The organism is Streptococcus infantis SPAR10, assembly GCF_000279535.1.
GTDB classification, from domain to species: domain Bacteria; phylum Bacillota; class Bacilli; order Lactobacillales; family Streptococcaceae; genus Streptococcus; species Streptococcus infantis_I.
In genome coordinates this window covers 21,977-41,028 of sequence record NZ_ALCH01000009.1, presented here as the reverse complement: position 1 = coordinate 41,028, position 19,052 = coordinate 21,977, and the positions used below count along the sequence as shown (strand labels likewise).

Here is a 19,052-nt window from a genome sequence, read left to right as displayed (position 1 = left end):
TCAATGCCAGATAAATTAATTTTACCTCAAAATACACGACTAATGGGAATATTTCTTGGCTTTATAGGTGGTTCTTTGGATGTGTTCTGTCACATCCAGTACCATAGTTTGGTGGCAACACAGACAGGGAACATTCTTCTACTGATATCAGATTGGCACGATTCACATGTTATCAATACAATGCTGCGATTCTGCTCCATTATTTTCTTTTCCCTAGGATTTGTTTTTGCCTTACACGTGAAGGAATATCGTAAAACAGCCTATTGGCGGGTTAAGATGCTACTTCCCTTATTTATCGGAACCCTTGTTCTTCCCTTCTTTTCCCGCTTTCCTCTATTAGAAGTCCCTTTTATTGCTTTTGGAACTGGAATGATGATGCTGACATATACGGGCAGTTTGATTGAAGATCATCCCTATGTCATTTTTATGACTTCTGGAAATTACCGAAAAATGCTGACTGCTTTGTATCGCGTCGTTAGAGGAGAAGGAGACGTTCAAGAATATCGCCGTCAAGCCTTAAACTATGGGATTGTTGTAGGGAGTTTCGTAGTAGGGGCAATTAGTTTGGCTATATCTATGCATTTTTTCCATGAATGGTCTATTTGGATTGTCAGCTTCAATTTGTTTTTGATTATGTCCTACTATATAGCTAGGGTGAAGCAATTAGATTTACAAGATGAAAATATATAAAAAGGCAAGGCTCGTTTTTGAGCTTTGCCTTTTTGTGAAGTAGATAGAAGGTTATGCGTTGTTTAGTTGCAAGAGTGCTTCAATCTCTGCAAGAGTGCTGGCTTGTGAAATGGCTCCACGGAGTTTAGCAGCACCAGATGTCCCACGGAGGTAGTGAGGGGCTAAGCCGCGGAATTCGCGAACGGCAATGTGCTCGCCCTTGAGATCAATCAAGCGTTTCAGATGCTCATAAGCAATCTTCATCTTGTCTTCGAAGGTTAAATCAGGCAGGATTTCTCCTGTTTCAAAGTAATGATTGATTTGATTGAAGAGGTAAGGGTTGCCCATAGCGGCACGGCCAATCATGACCGCGTCGGCACCGACTTCTTCGATACGTTGTTTCGCTTCTTGAACCGTACGGATGTCTCCATTTGCAATAAATGGAATCTTGGTCAGAGCTTGCGCAACCTTGTGAAGGGTCTCGAGGTCAGCGTGCCCCGTATACATTTGTTCCCGAGTCCGTCCATGCATGGCGAGGGCAGAGACACCTGCTGCTTCAGCTGCGAGGGCATTCTCCACTGCTAGAGAAGGGTCCGACCAACCTGTCCGCATTTTGACAGTGAGAGGGATATCAAGGACAGATTGGACCTTGTTGATGATAGAGTAAATCTTATCTGGGTCCTTGAGCCACATAGCCCCAGCTTCGTTTTTCACAATTTTGTTAACTGGACAGCCCATGTTGATATCCACGATATCTGTCTTTGTATTTTCTTGGATAAATTCAGCTGCGCGAGCTAGGCTATCTTCATCGCTACCAAAAAGTTGGATGGAAACAGGGTTTTCGCCCTCGTCGATATGAAGCATGTGTAAGGTTTTTTCGTTGTTGTATTGGATACCCTTATCAGAGACCATTTCCATAACAACGAGCCCTGCGCCAAGTTCTTTTGCGATAGTACGAAAGGCTGAGTTGGTTACGCCAGCCATAGGTGCGAGGACCGTCCGGTTTGGGATCTCGACGTTCCCAATCATAAATGGTGTATTAAGATTTGTCACGAATGAGTTCCTCCAAGTCGTTTTCATCAAAGTTATAAGTTGTTTGGCAGAATTGACAAGTGATTTCTGCCCCATGGTCTTCCTCTTTCATTTCCTCAAGGTCTGAACTTGGAAGGCTGGCAAGAGCATCCATAAAGCGTTCTTTGCTACAGTCACATTGGAAACGAATTTCTTCTTCGGACAGACGTTTGTAGGGCTCGTCACCATAGATAGCCTTGAGAAGGGCTTCGATATGGTCGTCACTTTCTAGAAGAGTTGAAATGGCTGGCATCTCTTGGATTCGTTTTTCAAAACGAGCGATTTCTTCCTCTTTGGCATTTGGCAATACTTGGAGCAAAAAGCCACCTGCAACTTCGACCTTGTCGTCTTTGTCTAAAAGAACATTGAGGCCAACTGCTGAAGGCGTTTGTTGACTTTCTGTAAGATAGAAAGCTAGGTCTTCACCGATTTCTCCAGAGATGAGAGGAGTCATGGAGTTGTAGGGATTTCCAGTGCCATAGTCTGTAATGACTAGAAATTGACCATTGCCGACAAAAGGTCCGACAAGGACTTCGCCAGTTGCAGTCTTTTTGATGTCAACACCTGGATTTTGCACATAACCTTTGACGTTGCCCTTGGTATCTGCAACTGTGATAATGGCACCGAGGGAGCTAGTCCCAAGAACCTTGACGGTTAGCTTGGTATTCCCTTTTTCATTGGCAGCGAGAATCTGACTGGCGATTAAAGTACGACCAAGCGCTACAGTTGAACTAGCTTGGGTTTGATGTTTTTCTTGAGCAGTACGGACCGTTTCCGTGCTATCTAGAACAAAAGCACGAAAAGAACCACTTTCTGATATTGTTTTAATAATTTTATCCATAGCTACTATTTTAGCATAAAAATGCTTAAAGGGGGAGTGGTGTGTTTGCTAGTTCTGAGGATTATTCTGGTATTTTTTATATTATGTTCCGATTGAAGGAGAAAATGAAAGGGGTAACGAATATATTTAGGAGACTTGATGGGAAAAGCTGAGTCAAGTTAATTATTTACTATTAGATTTTATTTATTTTGTAAATAATTTTGTCTCGTTATTGGGATTTTAGTGGTAAGAGTCATTTGTTTTTTTATTTTAGGAAATTGGATAATAGAAGTATATAGTTTTTAAATTATGATATAATGAATAAAGTTAATTATCCTTGATAATATGATAGGGACTAATCCTAAAATGACAAATCAGGAGATGAGAAAAAGAGAAAAGGAGTCCATTTGGTATGAATTATTTTGAGGGGAATGAGTTTTTCCTTCTATTACTTGTGGTTTTACTGATTGGCTTTGTTTTAAACTATTTTGGCAAGCGTAAGGATTATTATATTTTAAGTCTGTCAATTTTATTTGCAGGAGCCATCTATGGTAAGAGTAAATCCATGGTTGTTTATCTATTGGCTTTCATCATCTACCAATATGTCCTAGTTTTCATAGCACAAAGAATGGATTCAAAACAGTTAAAACCTCTAGTTATGTTATCCATTTTACCTTTAGTGGTCAATAAAGTATTTGCAATAACCCAGCTACATTTGTTGGCTTTTATTGGGATTTCCTACATGTCCTTTAAGACCATTCAGATCATGCTAGAAATATCGGATGGTTTAATCAAAGAAAAAATCACTGTAAAAGATTATCTGCAGTTTCTACTCTTTTTCCCTACAGTTAGTTCTGGGCCAATCGATCGTAGCAGAAGATTTCTAAAAGAGATCAATGAAGTCATGCCTAGAAAAGACTACCTAGAGTTAGCAGGTGATGGTATTTATCGCATCGTTTTAGGTCTTCTCTACAAGGTTGTTTTATCAACCTATGTTTACCAGATACTACTTGCTCTAAGCAATACTGGTACAGTTGTCTACTCAATCAAATATATGTACCTGTATACTCTCTATCTGTTCTTTGACTTTGCGGGGTATAGTTTGATGGCTGTTGGAAGCAGCAATGTTTTGGGTATTCAGACACCGATGAATTTCAATAAACCTTTCTTGAGTATTGATATCAAGGATTTCTGGACTAGATGGCACATCACCTTGTCAACATGGTTGAGAGATTTCGTATTTTCAAGAGTTTTGATGCAGGTTATCAGAAAGAAGTGGTTTAAGAATAGATTACACAATGCAGCCTATGCCTATATGGTCAACATGTTGGTTATGGGATTTTGGCATGGAATTAGTGTCAGCTACATCGCTTATGGATTTTACCATGGAATCTTGATGTCTGGATTTGAAATTTATCAAAAGAAAAGCAATTTTTATAAGAAACATAAAAATAAAACTTGGTACAAGCTAATAAGTTGGTTTGTGACCATGAATTTAGTTATGGTTGGCTTCTTTATCTTTTCAGGTGAACCTTATAAGATAATTATGGCAATTCTAAGTAGATAAAGAGATTTGCTAAAACAAGGAGATTGGAAAAACAAGATGATTAAGTTAAAAGCATTTTTACTATCGCTTGTGCTCGTAATTGCGACTCTTGCTCTTTTAAATGTGACATATGTCAAGAAGATTGACGACTATTATAAAGTCAAGGACAATAGTATTCGCTACAGCACTTCTTATGAAAAGTATAAAAGTAGAGATATTCTAACAAATAATATCACTCCCAATACACTAGTTCTAATGGGTTCCTCAGAGTTAGTTGCGACGATAAATGAAGATTACCATCCCAATAAAATTTTTAACTACAATGATTTTAACATTATGCAGATAGGAACCAGTTACTCTCAAAATATCATTCAAGCTACGACCTTGAGCTCGATTGAGGGGGCTATGAGCAAGCGAAAAGTAGCCATCGTAGAGTCTGTTCAATGGTTCGAAAAGGATGGGACTCATCAAGACGCCTTCTTAAACAAGGCCTCTCAGGAACATATTTTTCACATGCTAGATAACGAGAAAATCAGTAAGGAAACGAAAGAAAAACTGATTAATCGCATTATTGAGATTACCAAAGGAAACAAACAACAAAATGATATCTATAAAAAGTATAAAAGCTATTTCATAGAAGGAAAAGGAACAATCATTGATAAAAAACTGTTGGAGTTTGACAATGCCGTTTATTCCTTTAAGCTTAAACGAAAATTCTATGAAAATCATGCCAAATCAGACTATCCTGCACTAGGGGATGAAACTCCGGATTATAATTGGGAGCAGATGACAGATCAGTTTGTAGAAGAAGTTAAAAAGAAAACAGATAACAATGATTATGCTGTGGATAATAACTACTACAATACCTACTTGAGAGACCGCTATGCTTCGTTGAAAGATTCTAACAAAGACTTGAGTTACATAGAGTCACCAGAGTATTCAGATATGGAACTCTTCTTGACAGTTGCTAAGGAATTGGGAATTGAAGTTGAAGTCATTATCTTTCCTGTAAATGGTAAATGGAATGATTACACAGGTGTTTCACGAGAAATGCGTGAAGAAACTTACAAAAAAATAGAAAATATTGCCAAAAACCACGGTGCTACGGTGTTAAACTATGGAAATAAAGAGTATGAAGATTACTTTTTATTCGACGTGATGCACGTTGGGGTGAAAGGATGGATGGAAGTTGAAAAAGAACTTTACAAATTTGCAAATGAAACTAACTGACACACATCGTTTACTATTGTGGACCTTGTTTTTCTACACAGTTATTTTAAGCATCGTAATCTACTGTTTTGTGACTGATTTTTCGAACATTCAAGATTTCATCTATAGTGAATTTTAAGATTACATATTATAAAAATCTCTAGATAAAGGGAATTCTACCGATAAAGTGAGACATAAGATAAGGCTCTATAATATTTATAGTGGGGAAGTCCTCTATAGGTAGTATAGAGCCTACTTTGTTGTAGCTCCCAATATAATCTATACTGGGAAACATTAAAGCTATCAGTAGAAGGTATCATATGGAACGATTTAATGATGTTGAAATGTAGTGGAAATGGACGGAAAACAATTGAAAAAATAGTTTATAAAGTGGTATAATAGCAGAAAATAAGTTAGTAAGAAATTGATTTTATTTTAGTTGAAAATTACAGGAATGAAAGGTTTTTCTTGATGAAACAGAGAAATGAACTCTATCTCTTTCTTGGTCGGACAGCCTTGTATTTTATCATTTTCTTGGGCCTGCTTTACTTTTTTAGTTATCTCGGTCAGGTTCAAGGTAGCTTTATCTATAATGAATTTTAACTTAAAGGAGAAACCCTATTGTGTCAAATAAACCAATAGTAGATATGATTGAAACCATTGAGCATTATGCTCAAAAGCAGCCTAATTTTCCGGTCTACAATGTCCTTGGAGAAGAGCATACCTATGGCCAATTGAAGGCTGATTCAGATAGCTTAGCAGCCCATATTGACCAAATGGGACTTCCTGAAAAGTCACCTGTTGTGGTCTTTGGTGGCCAAGAATATGAAATGTTAGCAACCTTTGTGGCCTTGACCAAATCTGGCCATGCCTATATCCCAATTGATAGCCATTCTGCTTTGGAGCGCGTGTCTGCCATTCTTGAAGTAGCAGAACCAAGCTTAATCATCGCTATCAATGAATTTCCATTGGGAAACCCAGCTGCTCCAATCATGCCCTTGGAGCAAGTGCGTGAAGCTTGTGCGGTTCAGCATGCCTATGATTTGCAACATCCGGTCAAAGGGGATGATAACTACTACATCATCTTTACTTCGGGGACGACCGGGAAGCCAAAAGGGGTGCAGATTTCACATGATAACTTGCTCAGCTTCACCAACTGGATGATTACAGACAAGGAGTTTGCAACGCCAGAACGTCCGCAAATGTTGGCGCAACCGCCCTATTCCTTTGACTTGTCTGTCATGTATTGGGCACCAACCTTGGCTCTTGGAGGAACGCTTTTTGCCCTCCCATCAGCCATTACTCAAGACTTCAAACAACTCTTTGCAACTATCTTTTCTCTTCCGATTGCTATCTGGACTTCGACACCATCTTTTGCAGATATGGCCATGCTGTCTGAAGATTTCAATGCTGAAAAGATGCCAGGCATTACCCATTTCTACTTTGATGGGGAAGAGTTAACTGTTAAAACGGCTCAAAAACTGCGTGAACGTTTCCCGAATGCGCGCATCATCAATGCCTATGGACCAACAGAAGCAACCGTTGCTTTGTCGGCGGTTGCTATCACAGATGAGATGTTAGCGACACTTAAACGCTTGCCAATTGGTTATACCAAAGAAGATTCTCCAACCTTCATCATTGATGAGGAAGGAAACAAATTGCCAAATGGAGAGCAAGGAGAAATCATCGTGTCTGGACCGGCTGTTTCAAAAGGTTATATGAATAATCCTGAGAAAACAGCAGAAGCTTTCTTCGAATTTGAAGGTCTGCCAGCCTACCATACAGGAGATGTTGGAACCATGACGGATGAAGGCCTTCTTCTCTACGGTGGACGGATGGATTTCCAAATCAAGTTTAACGGCTACCGTATTGAGCTAGAAGATGTTTCTCAAAACTTGAACAAATCTCAGTACATTGACTCGGCTGTTGCGGTACCGCGCTATAATAAAGATCACAAGGTTCAAAATCTCTTGGCCTATGTTATCTTAAAAGATGGGGTCAAAGAACAATTTGAGCGCGAGATTGATATTACCAAAGCGATCAAGGAAGACTTGGAAGATATTATGATGTCTTATATGATGCCTTCGAAATTCCTCTACCGTGACAGCTTGCCGTTAACTCCAAATGGGAAAATCGACATCAAAGGGTTGATTAGTGAGGTTAACAATAGATGATGGAGCTTCTTAAACAGCTTCCTCATATTGAGCCTTATGGGAATCCGCAGTACTTTTTGTATGTGATTACTGCTATTTTGCCAATCTTTATCGGTCTTTTTTCAAAAAACGTTTTGGCTGGTATGAAATATTGGTTAGTCTCTTCTTTATAGTCACTATGTTGACGGGAGGCAAGACCAATCAATTGGCTGCCTTGGGTATTTATCTGTGCTGGGAAATATTGCTCCTGCTTTTCTACAAGCACTATCGAAAAAGCAAGGATGGCAAGTGGGTATTCTACCTCGTTAGTTTTCTGTCCCTCCTTCCCATCATCTTTGTCAAGGTGCAACCAGCTATTAACGGTACACAGTCTCTGCTGGGATTCGTAGGAATCTCTTATTTGACCTTTCGTTCAGTGGGAATCATCATCGAACTTAGAGATGGAGTCATTAAGGATTTGAAAATGTGGGAGTATTTGCGTTTTCTTCTCTTTATGCCGACATTTTCAAGTGGTCCTATTGATCGTTTCAAACGTTTTAATGAAAATTATAAGACGATACCAGAGCGCGATGAGTTGCTAGATATGCTAGCCGAGTCCGTTCGGTATATCATGTGGGGATTTCTGTATAAATTTATCCTAGCCCATATTTTAGGCGAGATTTTATTACCACCGCTAAAGAATTTAGCTTTACAAACAGGTGGCGTCTTTAACTATTATGTAGTGGCCATCATGTACACATTTGGTTTGGAACTCTTCTTTGATTTTGCAGGTTACTCTATGTTTGCTATAGCTATTTCAAATCTGATGGGGATTCGTAGTCCGATCAACTTCAACAAACCCTTTTTGTCAAGAGATTTGAAAGAGTTTTGGAATCGTTGGCACATGAGTTTATCCTTCTGGTTTCGTGACTTTGTCTTTATGCGCATGGTCATGGTGATGACGAGAAAGAAGCTTTTTAAGAATCGAAATGTGACCTCAAGTGTCGCTTATATTGTAAATATGCTGATTATGGGGTTCTGGCATGGGATAACATGGTTTTATATCGTTTACGGGCTCTTTCATGGAGTGGGCTTAGTCATTAATGATGTCTGGGTTCGAAAGAAAAAAACGCTCAATAAAGAACGTAAGAAAGCAGGACGACCTCCCTTGCTTGAAAATCGTTGGGCTCAGTTGCTTGGCATGGTGATAACCTTCCATGTCGTAATGGTTTCATTCTTAATCTTTTCTGGATTTTTGAATGATTTATGGTTTAAAAAATAGAAGGAAATTAAAAAATGGATATCAAATCAGAAGTTATTGAAATTATCGATGAATTATTTATGGAAGATGTTTCTGACATGATGGATGAAGATCTTTTCGATGCAGGTGTCTTGGATAGTATGGGAACGGTTGAATTGATTGTAGAAATCGAAAATCGCTTTGATATACGTGTCCCGGTTACAGAATTTGGCCGTGATGATTGGAATACAGCCAATAAAATCGTGGCAGGGATTACGGAGTTAAAGAATGCTTAAACGCCTGTGGTTAATCTTCGGGCCGATTCTTATTGCAGGTTTATTGGTTCTTCTACTCATTTTTTCTATCCTAGTAGTAAGAGTCATAATCTAATGGAGGAAAAATACTCTGCAGCCTCAGTAAGTGCAGAAAGTTTCAAAGAGAGAAGTCAAAAAGTGAGAGCTCTCACGGATCCTAATATGCGTTTTATACCCTTTTTGGGTTCGAGTGAATGGATTCGTTTTGATAGCATGCATCCAGGAGTGTTGGCTGAAAAGTATAATCGCTCCTACCGTCCGTATTTTATCGGGCAGGCAGGAGCCGCTTCTCTTAGTCAATATTTTGGGATGCAACAAATCACATCTGAACTTGAAAACAAACAAGCGGTATTTGTAATCTCTCCACAGTGGTTTACAAAAGAGGATCATGACCCGACTATTTTTCAAACTTATTTTAACAATGATCAGTTGACTGCCTTCTTGGAGAATCAATCTGGAGACGTAGCTTCTCAATATGCGGCTAATAGACTCTTAAAGCAAAATCCAAGAGTTCCGATGAAAGGAATTGTTGAGAAGATAGCTAAGAATGAACAGTTGTCAGACTTTGATCAAACGATGGTTAATATCTCTGCCGAGTTCAATGAGAGACAAGCTGCCCTTTTTGGTCAATTCTCTATTCGAGGCCAATTAAAGTATAAAGATCATATTGAAAAATATTTGAGCAGTCTCCCAGATCAGTTTTCGTATGAAGAATTGGAAAATATTGCACGTAAGGATGCAGAGGAAAATACGACCAATAATGATTTGGGGATGGATAACCACTTTTACAATACTCAACTTAAGAAAGATTTAAAAAAGTGGGAAGGGTATCAAAAAAATTACAACTTCCTCCAGTCAAGGGAATACAATGATTTGCAGTTAGTGCTCAATCAATTTGCCAAATCTAAGGTGAATGTACTCTTTGTCTTTCAACCTGTCAATAAAAAATGGATGAATTATACCGGATTAAGTGAGGAAATGTATCAACACTCTGTTGAAAAGATCCGTTACCAGTTGGAAAGTCAAGGTTTTACCAATATTGCTGACTTTTCAAAAAACGGAGGAGATCCATACTTTGTCAAGGATACGATTCATATCGGTTGGTTAGGTTGGTTGGCGTTTGACAAGGTTGTAAATCCTTTTTTGAGCAATCCAACAACAGCACCTAGTTACCAAATGAATGATCGATTCTTTAGCCAGGATTGGGCAAATTACGATGGGAATATTAAAGATTTTCAATAAATAGCAAAAGAGCCCGAACCTTGTTTTGGGCTCTTTGTAATGAAAGATTTTTGGTAATGGACAGTGTTGTAGCGGCCTCTTCATTTGAATAAGGGTAAGTAAAAAGAGATCAAGAAAATGAAAACATAAAAAATTGTTTTCATCTTTTTTCTTGACTCTATACTTGGATGTGATATACTTAACTAGTAAACAAACAGACTGAAAGTACTGTAATAATAGAAAAATTGTTTGAAGAAAGGGGCAAATCATGAGACAATTAGCAACAGAAATTGATCATTTTTTAAATGAAGTAATCCTGAAAGCTGAAAATCAGCATGAAATTTTGATTGGTCATTGCACGAGTGAAGTGGCCTTGACGAATACCCAGGAGCATATTCTTATGCTCTTATCAGAGGAGTCATTAACGAATTCGGAGTTGGCTCGCCGTCTCAATGTCAGTCAAGCAGCTGTCACCAAGGCCATTAAGTCCTTGATTAAAGAGGGGATGTTGGAGACATCCAAGGATCCTAAGGATGCAAGAGTGATCTTCTATCAATTGACAGACTTGGCACGACCAATCGCTGAAGAGCACCATCATCATCATGAGCACACCCTCTCGACTTATGAACAAGTTGCTAGTCAATTCTCGGCTGAGGAGCAAAAAATTATCCAGCGGTTTTTAACTGCTTTAGTAGGAGAAATCAAGTAATGAGATACATCACAGTAGAGGATTTGTCCTTCTATTATGACAAGGAACCTGTGCTTGAGCATATCAATTACAGTGTTGATAGTGGGGAATTTGTCACCCTCACTGGAGAAAATGGAGCCGCCAAGACGACTCTTATCAAGGCTAGTCTTGGTATTCTACAACCAAGATTTGGAAAAGTTACCATTTCAAAGACCAATACTCGTGGGACAAAACTAAGAATCGCCTACCTTCCTCAACAGATTGCCAGTTTTAATGCAGGCTTTCCAAGTACCGTTTATGAATTTGTCAAATCAGGTCGCTATCCAAGAAAAGGTTGGTTCCGTCGTCTAAATGCTCACGATGAGGAACATATCAAGGCTAGTTTAAACTCTGTTGGTATGTGGGAACATCGGGATAAACGCATTGGCTCCCTTTCTGGCGGGCAAAAGCAAAGGGCTGTTATCGCACGTATGTTTGCTTCAGATCCTGATATCTTTATCTTGGATGAGCCGACGACAGGGATGGATGCGGGAACCAAGGATGAGTTTTATGAACTCATGCACCACAGTGCCCACCATCATGGCAAGGCTGTTTTGATGATTACTCACGATCCTGAAGAAGTTAAGGACTACGCAGATCGTAATATTCACCTGGTCCGAGACCAAGATTCCCCATGGCGTTGCTTCAATGTCCATGAAAGTGACCAGGAGGTGGAGCATGTTTAATCTATTGTCTTATGATTTTATGCAGCGAGCCTTTTTGGCTGTTATTGCCATGAGTCTCTTTTCACCAGTTCTTGGGACCTTCCTAATCTTGCGTCGTCAAAGTCTTATGAGTGATACTTTGAGTCACGTCTCGCTTTCAGGGGTTGCCTTTGGCTTGGTTTTAGGAATTTCTCCGACCATTTCAACCATTGTGATTGTCTTGATTGCAGCGGTCTTCCTTGAATACCTACGTACGGTTTATAAAAGCTTTATGGAGATTGGGACAGCCATTCTCATGTCTACAGGCCTTGCAGTTTCACTTATTGTTATGAGTAAGGGTAAGAGCTCTAGCTCTATGAGTCTGGACCAATACCTTTTTGGTTCTATTGTGACTATTAGTCAAGAGCAGGTCATTGGTCTCTTTGTTATTGCAGCGGTTGTTTTAATCCTGACCTTCCTCTTTTTAAGACCTATGTATATTCTAACTTTTGATGAGGATACAGCTTTTGTCGATGGTCTTCCAGTGCGTACCATGTCTATTCTCTTTAACATGGTAACGGGTGTGGCTATTGCACTCATGATCCCAGCAGCGGGAGCGCTTTTGGTATCGACTATCATGGTCTTACCAGCAAGTATTGCTTTGCGTCTAGGTAAAAACTTTAGTTCTGTGATGATACTTGCTAGCGTCATTGGTTTTCTAGGCATGGTTGCGGGGCTTTATATTTCCTATTATGCAGAGACACCACCAAGTGCAAGTATCACCATTATCTTTGTAGTTGTCTTTTTAGTAGTCAGCTTACTCAAACGTTTTATCAAATAGGAGAAGAAAATGAAAAAACTAAGCCTACTTTTGGCAAGTCTTGTGACCTTATTCTTAGTCGCTTGCTCTAATCAAAAACAAGCAGACGGGAAATTAAATATCGTGACAACTTTCTACCCTGTCTACGAATTTACCAAGCAAGTAGCAGGGGATACAGCCAATGTCGAACTTTTAATCGGGGCTGGAACAGAGCCACATGAATATGAACCATCACCTAAGGCAGTCGCTAAAATCCAAGATGCTGATGCCTTTGTTTATGAGAATGAAAATATGGAAACTTGGGTTCCTAAACTTTTAGAATCTCTAGATGCAAAAAAAGTAAAAACCATTAAAGCTACTGGAGATATGTTGCTTCTTCCAGGAAGTGAAGAAGAGGAAGACCATGACCATGGTGAAGAAGGTCATCATCACGAGTATGACCCTCATGTATGGTTGTCTCCTGCGCGTGCCATTAAGCTTGTAGAGCACATCCGTGACAGTTTATCAGCTGACTATCCTGATAAAAAAGCAACCTTTGAGCAAAATGCAGCTGCCTATATCGAGAAATTGCAAGCTCTGGACAAGGCCTATACTGAAGGACTTTCTAGTGCAAAACAAAAGAGTTTTGTGACTCAGCACGCTGCCTTTCGTTATCTTGCCTTGGACTACGGACTCACTCAAGTCTCTATCTCTGGGCTTTCGCCAGATGCGGAACCCTCAGCAAGCCGCTTGGCAGAATTGACCGAGTACATCAAGAAAAACAAAATCTCTTATATCTACTTTGAAGAAAATGCTTCTCAAGCCCTAGCGAATACCCTCTCAAAAGAAACAGGAGTGAAGTTAGATGTTCTGAATCCTCTTGAAAGCTTGACCGAAGAGGACATGAAGGTTGGAGAAACCTATATCTCTATCATGGAGAAAAACCTCAAGGCACTCAAGCAAACAACTGATCAGGCAGGAGCAGAGATTGAACCAGAAAAGGCAGAGGAAACTAAAACCGTTCAAAATGGCTACTTTGAGGATGCAGATGTTAAGGACCGTACCCTGAGTGATTATGCTGGCAACTGGCAGTCAGTCTATCCTTTCCTTGAGGATGGGACTCTTGATCAAGTATTTGACTACAAGGCTAAATTGACTGGTAAGATGACCAAGGATGAATACAAAGCCTACTATCAAAAAGGTTACCAAACAGATGTAAACAAGATTAATATTGCAGATAATACTATGGAATTTATCCAAGGAGGCCAAAGTAAGCAATATACTTATAAGTATGTCGGCAAGAAAATTTTGACTTATAAGAAAGGAAATCGTGGAGTACGCTTCCTCTTTGAAGCGACTGATGCAGACGCTGGACAATTCAAGTATGTTCAGTTTAGCGACCACAATATCGCTCCGGTCAAGGCAGAGCATTTCCATATCTTCTTTGGAGGCACTAGCCAAGAAGCCCTCTTTGAAGAGATGGACAACTGGCCAACCTACTATCCAGATGGCTTATCAGGTCAAGAGATTGCTCAAGAAATGTTGGCTCATTAAATCCAAACAATCCTTCCTACACGGGGAGGGTTTTTCTTGTGTTATCAGCGTTGAGCATCTGGATTGACATTGGCTGAGAAGGGAGTACAATAGATGTAATTAAAATAGTTACAACAAAGAGAGGTTTTCTATGGTTTATGAATATAATAGTCAGATTTATTTGGCTGAAGTAGCTTTAAATGTTAAGGACTTAGAAAGTCAGACAGCATTTTATCATCAGTTGCTTGGGTTGGAGATTTTGAATCAATCGGAAAATCAAGTTCTTTTAGGTGCCGGTGGGAAACCGCTAGTTCGGCTAATTAAGACAGATGACATTAGCATTCCTAAGCAAAGTTATGGTCTTTATCATATGGCACTTCTTTTGCCGACTCGTGAAGATTTGGTTAATGTTTTTAAACACTTATTAGACTTAAAGATTCCATTAGTTGGTGGAGCTGATCATGGCTATAGTGAGGCTATCTATCTAGAAGACCTGGAGGGTAATGGCATAGAACTCTATAGAGATAAGCCTGTGACAGTCTGGGATATTCGTGAGGATGGCCGTATTATTGGTGTGACAGAAGAACTCTCTGCTCAAGATATCTACCAACTAGGAAAAGAAATCGAGCCTTTTGCAATTGCAAGTGGCACTCGCATGGGGCATGTTCACCTATCTGTTAAGAATAGCCGAGAAGCGAGTACATTCTATCAAGAGTCTCTAGGTCTGGAGGATAAATTCACGATTCCACATGCCAGTTGGATCGCATCGGGGGATTATCATCATCATTTGGCTGTCAACGAATGGGGTGGTAAAAGGTTAGCTCGACGTGAGAATGGATTGACAGGCCTAGCCTACTATGTGGTTGAAGTTGAGAACAAAGAGGAATTATTAAAAGTATTTGCTCAATCTCAAAGTAGCGAAGCGGTAACTCAGTGGTTTTCGTCCTCAGAATTCAGCATGACTGATAAAGACGGTATCGTTACGCGAGTTAGAGTCGAAAATTAGAATAGAGTGGTTCGGTCTAGATTAGTACTAGTTTGAACCACTCTTTTTCTATTCAGTTTTTTCGAGAATGAAAAGCTCTTTTGTTATGTACTTACTGTCCTTACATCCTAATTTTTCATAGCTAGTAATTAAGGGATTTATGTAACTATGAGAAAAATTACAAAATTATGAAAATTACCTTTTCTGAAAACAAGCCACAACTATACTAAAGCAAGAAAAATCCTTCAAAGGACTTGAAAAATTAGAGAAAATCGGGTATAATATGACTAATCATTTGTCGTAGGTTTTGTCTGAAATATTGTCCGGACAAGGCTCACAGCAGTTAAATCTCCTGAAAAAAGTCAGATTTAACTGCTCTTTTTGTGCTTTTTTTCGGTATTTTTTGCATCTGTAACAGAGATTTAAAGATTCTGAAAAATTAGTCAAGGGGGATAAGTTGATAGGGGTTTTAGAACCATTAAACGATAATTATTAGCTTAGGTGACTAAGCTTGGAACTTTATTTACAAAGGAGAATCATCTTGGCAGGACATGACGTTCAATACGGGAAACATCGTACCCGTCGTAGTTTTTCAAGAATCAAAGAAGTTCTTGACTTACCAAATTTGATTGAAATTCAAACTGATTCATTTAAAGATTTCCTAGACCATGGTCTGAAGGAAGTGTTTGAAGATGTATTGCCAATTTCAAACTTCACAGAAACAATGGAGTTGGAATTTGTTGGCTACGAAATCAAAGAACCTAAATATACGCTTGAAGAAGCTCGCATCCATGATGCTAGTTATTCAGCACCAATCTTTGTAACTTTCCGCTTGATTAACAAAGAAACTGGCGAAATCAAAACTCAAGAAGTCTTCTTTGGAGATTTCCCAATCATGACTGAGATGGGTACTTTCATCATCAATGGTGGTGAACGTATTATCGTATCACAGTTGGTGCGTTCTCCAGGTGTTTACTTTAATGATAAAGTAGACAAAAACGGTAAAGTGGGCTACGGTTCAACTGTAATCCCTAACCGTGGAGCTTGGTTGGAACTTGAAAGTGACTCAAAAGACATCGCCTACACTCGTATCGACCGTACACGTAAAATTCCATTTACGACTTTGGTTCGTGCTCTTGGTTTCTCAGGCGATGACGAAATCTTTGATATCTTTGGTGACAGCGAGTTGGTTCGCAACACTGTTGAAAAAGATATCCATAAAAACCCAATGGACTCTCGTACAGACGAAGCTTTGAAAGAAATTTATGAGCGTCTTCGTCCAGGGGAACCAAAAACTGCTGAGAGTTCACGTACCTTACTTGTGGCTCGTTTCTTCGACCAACGTCGTTATGACTTGGCAGCTGTTGGACGCTACAAGATTAACAAGAAATTAAATATTAAAACTCGTTTGCTCAACCAAACAATCGCTGAACCATTGGTAGACCCTGAAACTGGTGAAATCTTGGTTGAAAAAGGTACTGTCATAACTCGCGATGTCATCGAAAGCATCGAAAGTCACTTGGATGGCGATTTGAATAAGATTGTCTACACTCCAAATGACTCAGCTGTTTTGACAGAACCAGTTGTTCTTCAAAAATTCAAGGTTGTGGCACCAACTGATCCAGACCGTGTTGTAACAATCATCGGTAATGCAAACCCAGAGGATAAAGTTCGCACGATCACTCCTGCAGATATCCTTGCTGAAATGAGCTACTTCCTTAACTTGGCTGAAGGCATCGGTCGTATCGATGATATCGACCACCTCGGAAACCGTCGTATTCGTGCTGTTGGTGAATTGCTTGCCAACCAAGTACGTCTTGGACTTTCACGTATGGAACGTAATGTTCGTGAACGTATGTCTGTTCAAGATAACGAAGTATTGACACCTCAACAAATCATTAACATCCGTCCAGTGACTGCGGCGATCAAAGAATTCTTTGGTTCTTCACAATTGTCACAGTTCATGGACCAACACAACCCACTTTCTGAGTTGTCTCACAAACGTCGTTTGTCTGCCTTAGGGCCTGGTGGTTTGACACGTGACCGCGCTGGATATGAAGTGCGTGACGTGCACTACACTCACTATGGTCGTATGTGTCCAATCGAAACACCTGAAGGACCAAACATCGGTTTGATCAACAACTTGTCTTCTTACGGACACCTCAACAAGTATGGTTTCATTCAAACACCATACCGTAAAGTTGACCGTGCAACTGGTAAAGTTACCAACGAAATTATTTGGTTGACTGCCGATGAAGAAGATGAATACACAGTAGCACAGGCTAACTCTAAATTGAACGCAGATGGAACTTTTGCTGAAAAAGTTGTCATGGGACGTCACCAAGGGGTTAACCAAGAATATCCAGCATCTAGTGTAGATTACATGGACGTTTCTCCTAAGCAGGTAGTTGCCGTTGCGACAGCATGTATTCCTTTCTTGGAAAACGATGACTCCAACCGTGCCCTCATGGGTGCCAACATGCAACGTCAGGCTGTTCCGTTGATCGATCCTAAAGCGCCTTTCGTTGGTACTGGTATGGAATACCAAGCAGCCCATGATTCAGGAGCTGCAGTTATTGCACAACATGGTGGTAAGGTTACCTATGCGGATGCGGACAAAGTAGAAGTTCGCCGTGAAGATGGGTCTCTTGATGTTTACCACATCCAAAAATTCCGTCGTTCAAACTCAGGTACTGCTTATAACCAACGTACCCTTGTTCGAGTTGGCGATGTCATCGAAAAAGGTGACTTTATCGCTGATGGACCTTCTATGGAAAAAGGTGAAATGGCGCTTGGACAAAACCCAATCGTTGCCTACATGACATGGGAAGGTTACAACTTTGAGGATGCCGTTATCATGAGCGAACGCTTGGTGAAAGACGATGTTTACACATCTGTTCACCTCGAAGAATACGAATCAGAAACACGCGATACAAAGCTTGGACCTGAAGAAATTACTCGTGAAATTCCAAACGTTGGTGAAGATGCCCTTAAAGACCTCGACGAAATGGGTATTATCCGTATCGGTGCTGAGGTTAAAGAAGGAGATATCCTTGTAGGTAAAGTAACACCTAAGGGTGAAAAAGACCTTTCTGCTGAAGAACGTCTCTTGCACGCTATCTTCGGTGACAAATCTCGTGAAGTTCGTGATACTTCCCTTCGTGTACCACACGGTGCCGATGGTGTCGTTCGTGATGTTAAAATCTTTACACGTGCAAATGGTGATGAATTGCAATCTGGTGTCAACATGCTGGTTCGCGTATACATCGCACAAAAACGTAAGATTAAGGTCGGAGATAAGATGGCCGGACGTCACGGAAACAAAGGGGTTGTCTCTCGTATCGTTCCTGTAGAAGACATGCCTTACCTTCCAGATGGAACTCCTGTCGATATCATGTTGAATCCACTTGGGGTACCATCACGTATGAATATCGGTCAGGTTATGGAACTTCACCTTGGTATGGCGGCTCGTACTCTTGGTATCCACATCGCAACGCCAGTCTTTGACGGAGCAAGTTCTGAAGATCTTTGGGACACTGTCAAAGAAGCAGGTATGGATAGCGACGCTAAGACTATCCTATACGATGGTCGTACTGGTGAACCATTTGATAACCGTGTGTCAGTTGGTGTCATGTACATGATCAAACTTCACCACATGGTTGATGATAAATTGCACGCTCGTTCAGTCGGACCATACTCAACCGTTACACAACAACCACTCGGAGGTAAAGCTCAGTTTGGTGGACAACGTTTCGGTGAGATGGAGGTTTGGGCGCTTGAAGCCTATGGTGCATCAAATGTTCTTCAAGAAATCTTGACTTACAAGTCTGACGATATCAACGGACGTTTGAAAGCTTATGAAGCTATTACAAAAGGAAAACCAATTCCAAAACCAGGTGTTCCAGAATCGTTCCGAGTTCTTGTAAAAGAATTGCAATCTCTTGGTCTTGACATGCGTGTCCTTGACGAAGACAATCAAGAAGTGGAACTTCGTGACCTTGATGAAGGAATGGACGAAGATGTCATCCACGTAGATGACCTTGAAAAAGCCCGCGAAAGAGCAGCTCAAGAGGCTAAAGCAGCCTTTGAAGCAGAAGAAAATGCAAAAGCGGAAGCAACAGAAGAAGCTGCTGAATAAGAAT

Annotated in this window: 14 protein-coding genes and 2 pseudogenes; 14 read left to right on the top strand and 2 right to left on the bottom strand. The window is 40.1% G+C overall.

The annotated features are described in order from the left end of the window. The first annotated feature begins 3 nt into the window (after nt 1-3). Entirely contained in the window at nt 4-690 is a 687-nt protein-coding gene (locus SPAR10_RS10345) for a DUF1275 family protein (RefSeq protein WP_004254040.1), read from the top strand. Nucleotides 691-741: 51 nt separating this feature from the next. Here SPAR10_RS10345 and dusB read toward each other — a convergent pair whose 3' ends face one another. Continuing rightward, on the bottom strand, nt 742-1,722 hold the full coding sequence (gene dusB / locus SPAR10_RS10340; protein ID WP_025170587.1) for a tRNA dihydrouridine synthase DusB: 981 nt from the start codon (nt 1,720-1,722) through the stop codon (nt 742-744). Further along, complete coding sequence (hslO, locus tag SPAR10_RS10335) at nt 1,709-2,581, bottom strand: Hsp33 family molecular chaperone HslO (RefSeq protein ID WP_004254034.1); 873 nt, start codon at nt 2,579-2,581, stop codon at nt 1,709-1,711. The genes dusB and hslO overlap by 14 nt, the downstream gene beginning before the upstream one ends. A 391-nt stretch (nt 2,582-2,972) precedes the next feature. On the opposite strand from hslO, the gene dltB (SPAR10_RS10330) reads away from it, so the two are divergent. The 13 genes and pseudogenes from dltB (SPAR10_RS10330) (at nt 2,973) to rpoB (ending at nt 19,048) form a co-directional block, all read left to right on the top strand. Next, nucleotides 2,973-4,127, top strand: coding sequence for a D-alanyl-lipoteichoic acid biosynthesis protein DltB (dltB, locus tag SPAR10_RS10330; RefSeq protein ID WP_004254024.1), 1,155 nt, complete (start codon nt 2,973-2,975; stop codon nt 4,125-4,127). Nucleotides 4,128-4,163: 36 nt separating this feature from the next. Then, a complete protein-coding gene (dltD, locus tag SPAR10_RS10325) occupies nt 4,164-5,336 on the top strand; it encodes a D-alanyl-lipoteichoic acid biosynthesis protein DltD (protein WP_004254022.1) in 1,173 nt (390 codons plus the stop codon). Between the two features lie 450 nt (nt 5,337-5,786). Further along, nucleotides 5,787-5,918: a teichoic acid D-Ala incorporation-associated protein DltX gene (locus SPAR10_RS10320; RefSeq protein WP_004254020.1), complete on the top strand. Its 132-nt coding sequence runs from the start codon at nt 5,787-5,789 to the stop codon at nt 5,916-5,918. Between the two features lie 20 nt (nt 5,919-5,938). Beyond that, complete coding sequence (dltA, locus tag SPAR10_RS10315) at nt 5,939-7,489, top strand: D-alanine--poly(phosphoribitol) ligase subunit DltA (RefSeq protein WP_004254019.1); 1,551 nt, start codon at nt 5,939-5,941, stop codon at nt 7,487-7,489. Continuing rightward, nucleotides 7,486-8,729: pseudogene (dltB, locus tag SPAR10_RS10305) on the top strand (D-alanyl-lipoteichoic acid biosynthesis protein DltB). The gene dltA and the pseudogene dltB (SPAR10_RS10305) overlap by 4 nt, the downstream one beginning before the upstream one ends. A 14-nt stretch (nt 8,730-8,743) precedes the next feature. Continuing rightward, the gene (gene dltC, locus SPAR10_RS10300; RefSeq protein WP_000351968.1) at nt 8,744-8,983 is read left to right on the top strand and encodes a D-alanine--poly(phosphoribitol) ligase subunit DltC; all 240 of its coding nucleotides are present in this window, start codon (nt 8,744-8,746) and stop codon (nt 8,981-8,983) included. Beyond that, nucleotides 8,976-10,243: pseudogene (dltD, locus tag SPAR10_RS10295) on the top strand (D-alanyl-lipoteichoic acid biosynthesis protein DltD). Before dltC ends, dltD (SPAR10_RS10295) begins: the two are co-directional and overlap by 8 nt. Before the next feature lie 247 nt (nt 10,244-10,490). Further along, entirely contained in the window at nt 10,491-10,931 is a 441-nt protein-coding gene (gene adcR / locus SPAR10_RS10290; protein WP_004254011.1) for a zinc-dependent transcriptional regulator AdcR, read from the top strand. Beyond that, complete coding sequence (locus tag SPAR10_RS10285) at nt 10,931-11,635, top strand: metal ABC transporter ATP-binding protein (protein WP_004254010.1); 705 nt, start codon at nt 10,931-10,933, stop codon at nt 11,633-11,635. Before adcR ends, SPAR10_RS10285 begins: the two co-directional genes overlap by 1 nt. Beyond that, the gene (locus SPAR10_RS10280; protein ID WP_004254009.1) at nt 11,628-12,434 is read left to right on the top strand and encodes a metal ABC transporter permease; all 807 of its coding nucleotides are present in this window, start codon (nt 11,628-11,630) and stop codon (nt 12,432-12,434) included. Before SPAR10_RS10285 ends, SPAR10_RS10280 begins: the two co-directional genes overlap by 8 nt. 9 nt (nt 12,435-12,443) lie before the next feature. After that, nucleotides 12,444-13,946 (top strand): zinc ABC transporter substrate-binding protein AdcA, encoded by a 1,503-nt coding sequence (locus SPAR10_RS10275; protein ID WP_004254008.1) that lies wholly within the window; start codon nt 12,444-12,446, stop codon nt 13,944-13,946. Nucleotides 13,947-14,076: 130 nt separating this feature from the next. Next, nucleotides 14,077-14,931: a VOC family protein gene (locus SPAR10_RS10270; RefSeq protein ID WP_004254007.1), complete on the top strand. Its 855-nt coding sequence runs from the start codon at nt 14,077-14,079 to the stop codon at nt 14,929-14,931. Between the two features lie 520 nt (nt 14,932-15,451). Next, complete coding sequence (gene rpoB / locus SPAR10_RS10265; RefSeq protein WP_004254006.1) at nt 15,452-19,048, top strand: DNA-directed RNA polymerase subunit beta; 3,597 nt, start codon at nt 15,452-15,454, stop codon at nt 19,046-19,048. Nucleotides 19,049-19,052: the final 4 nt, after the last annotated feature.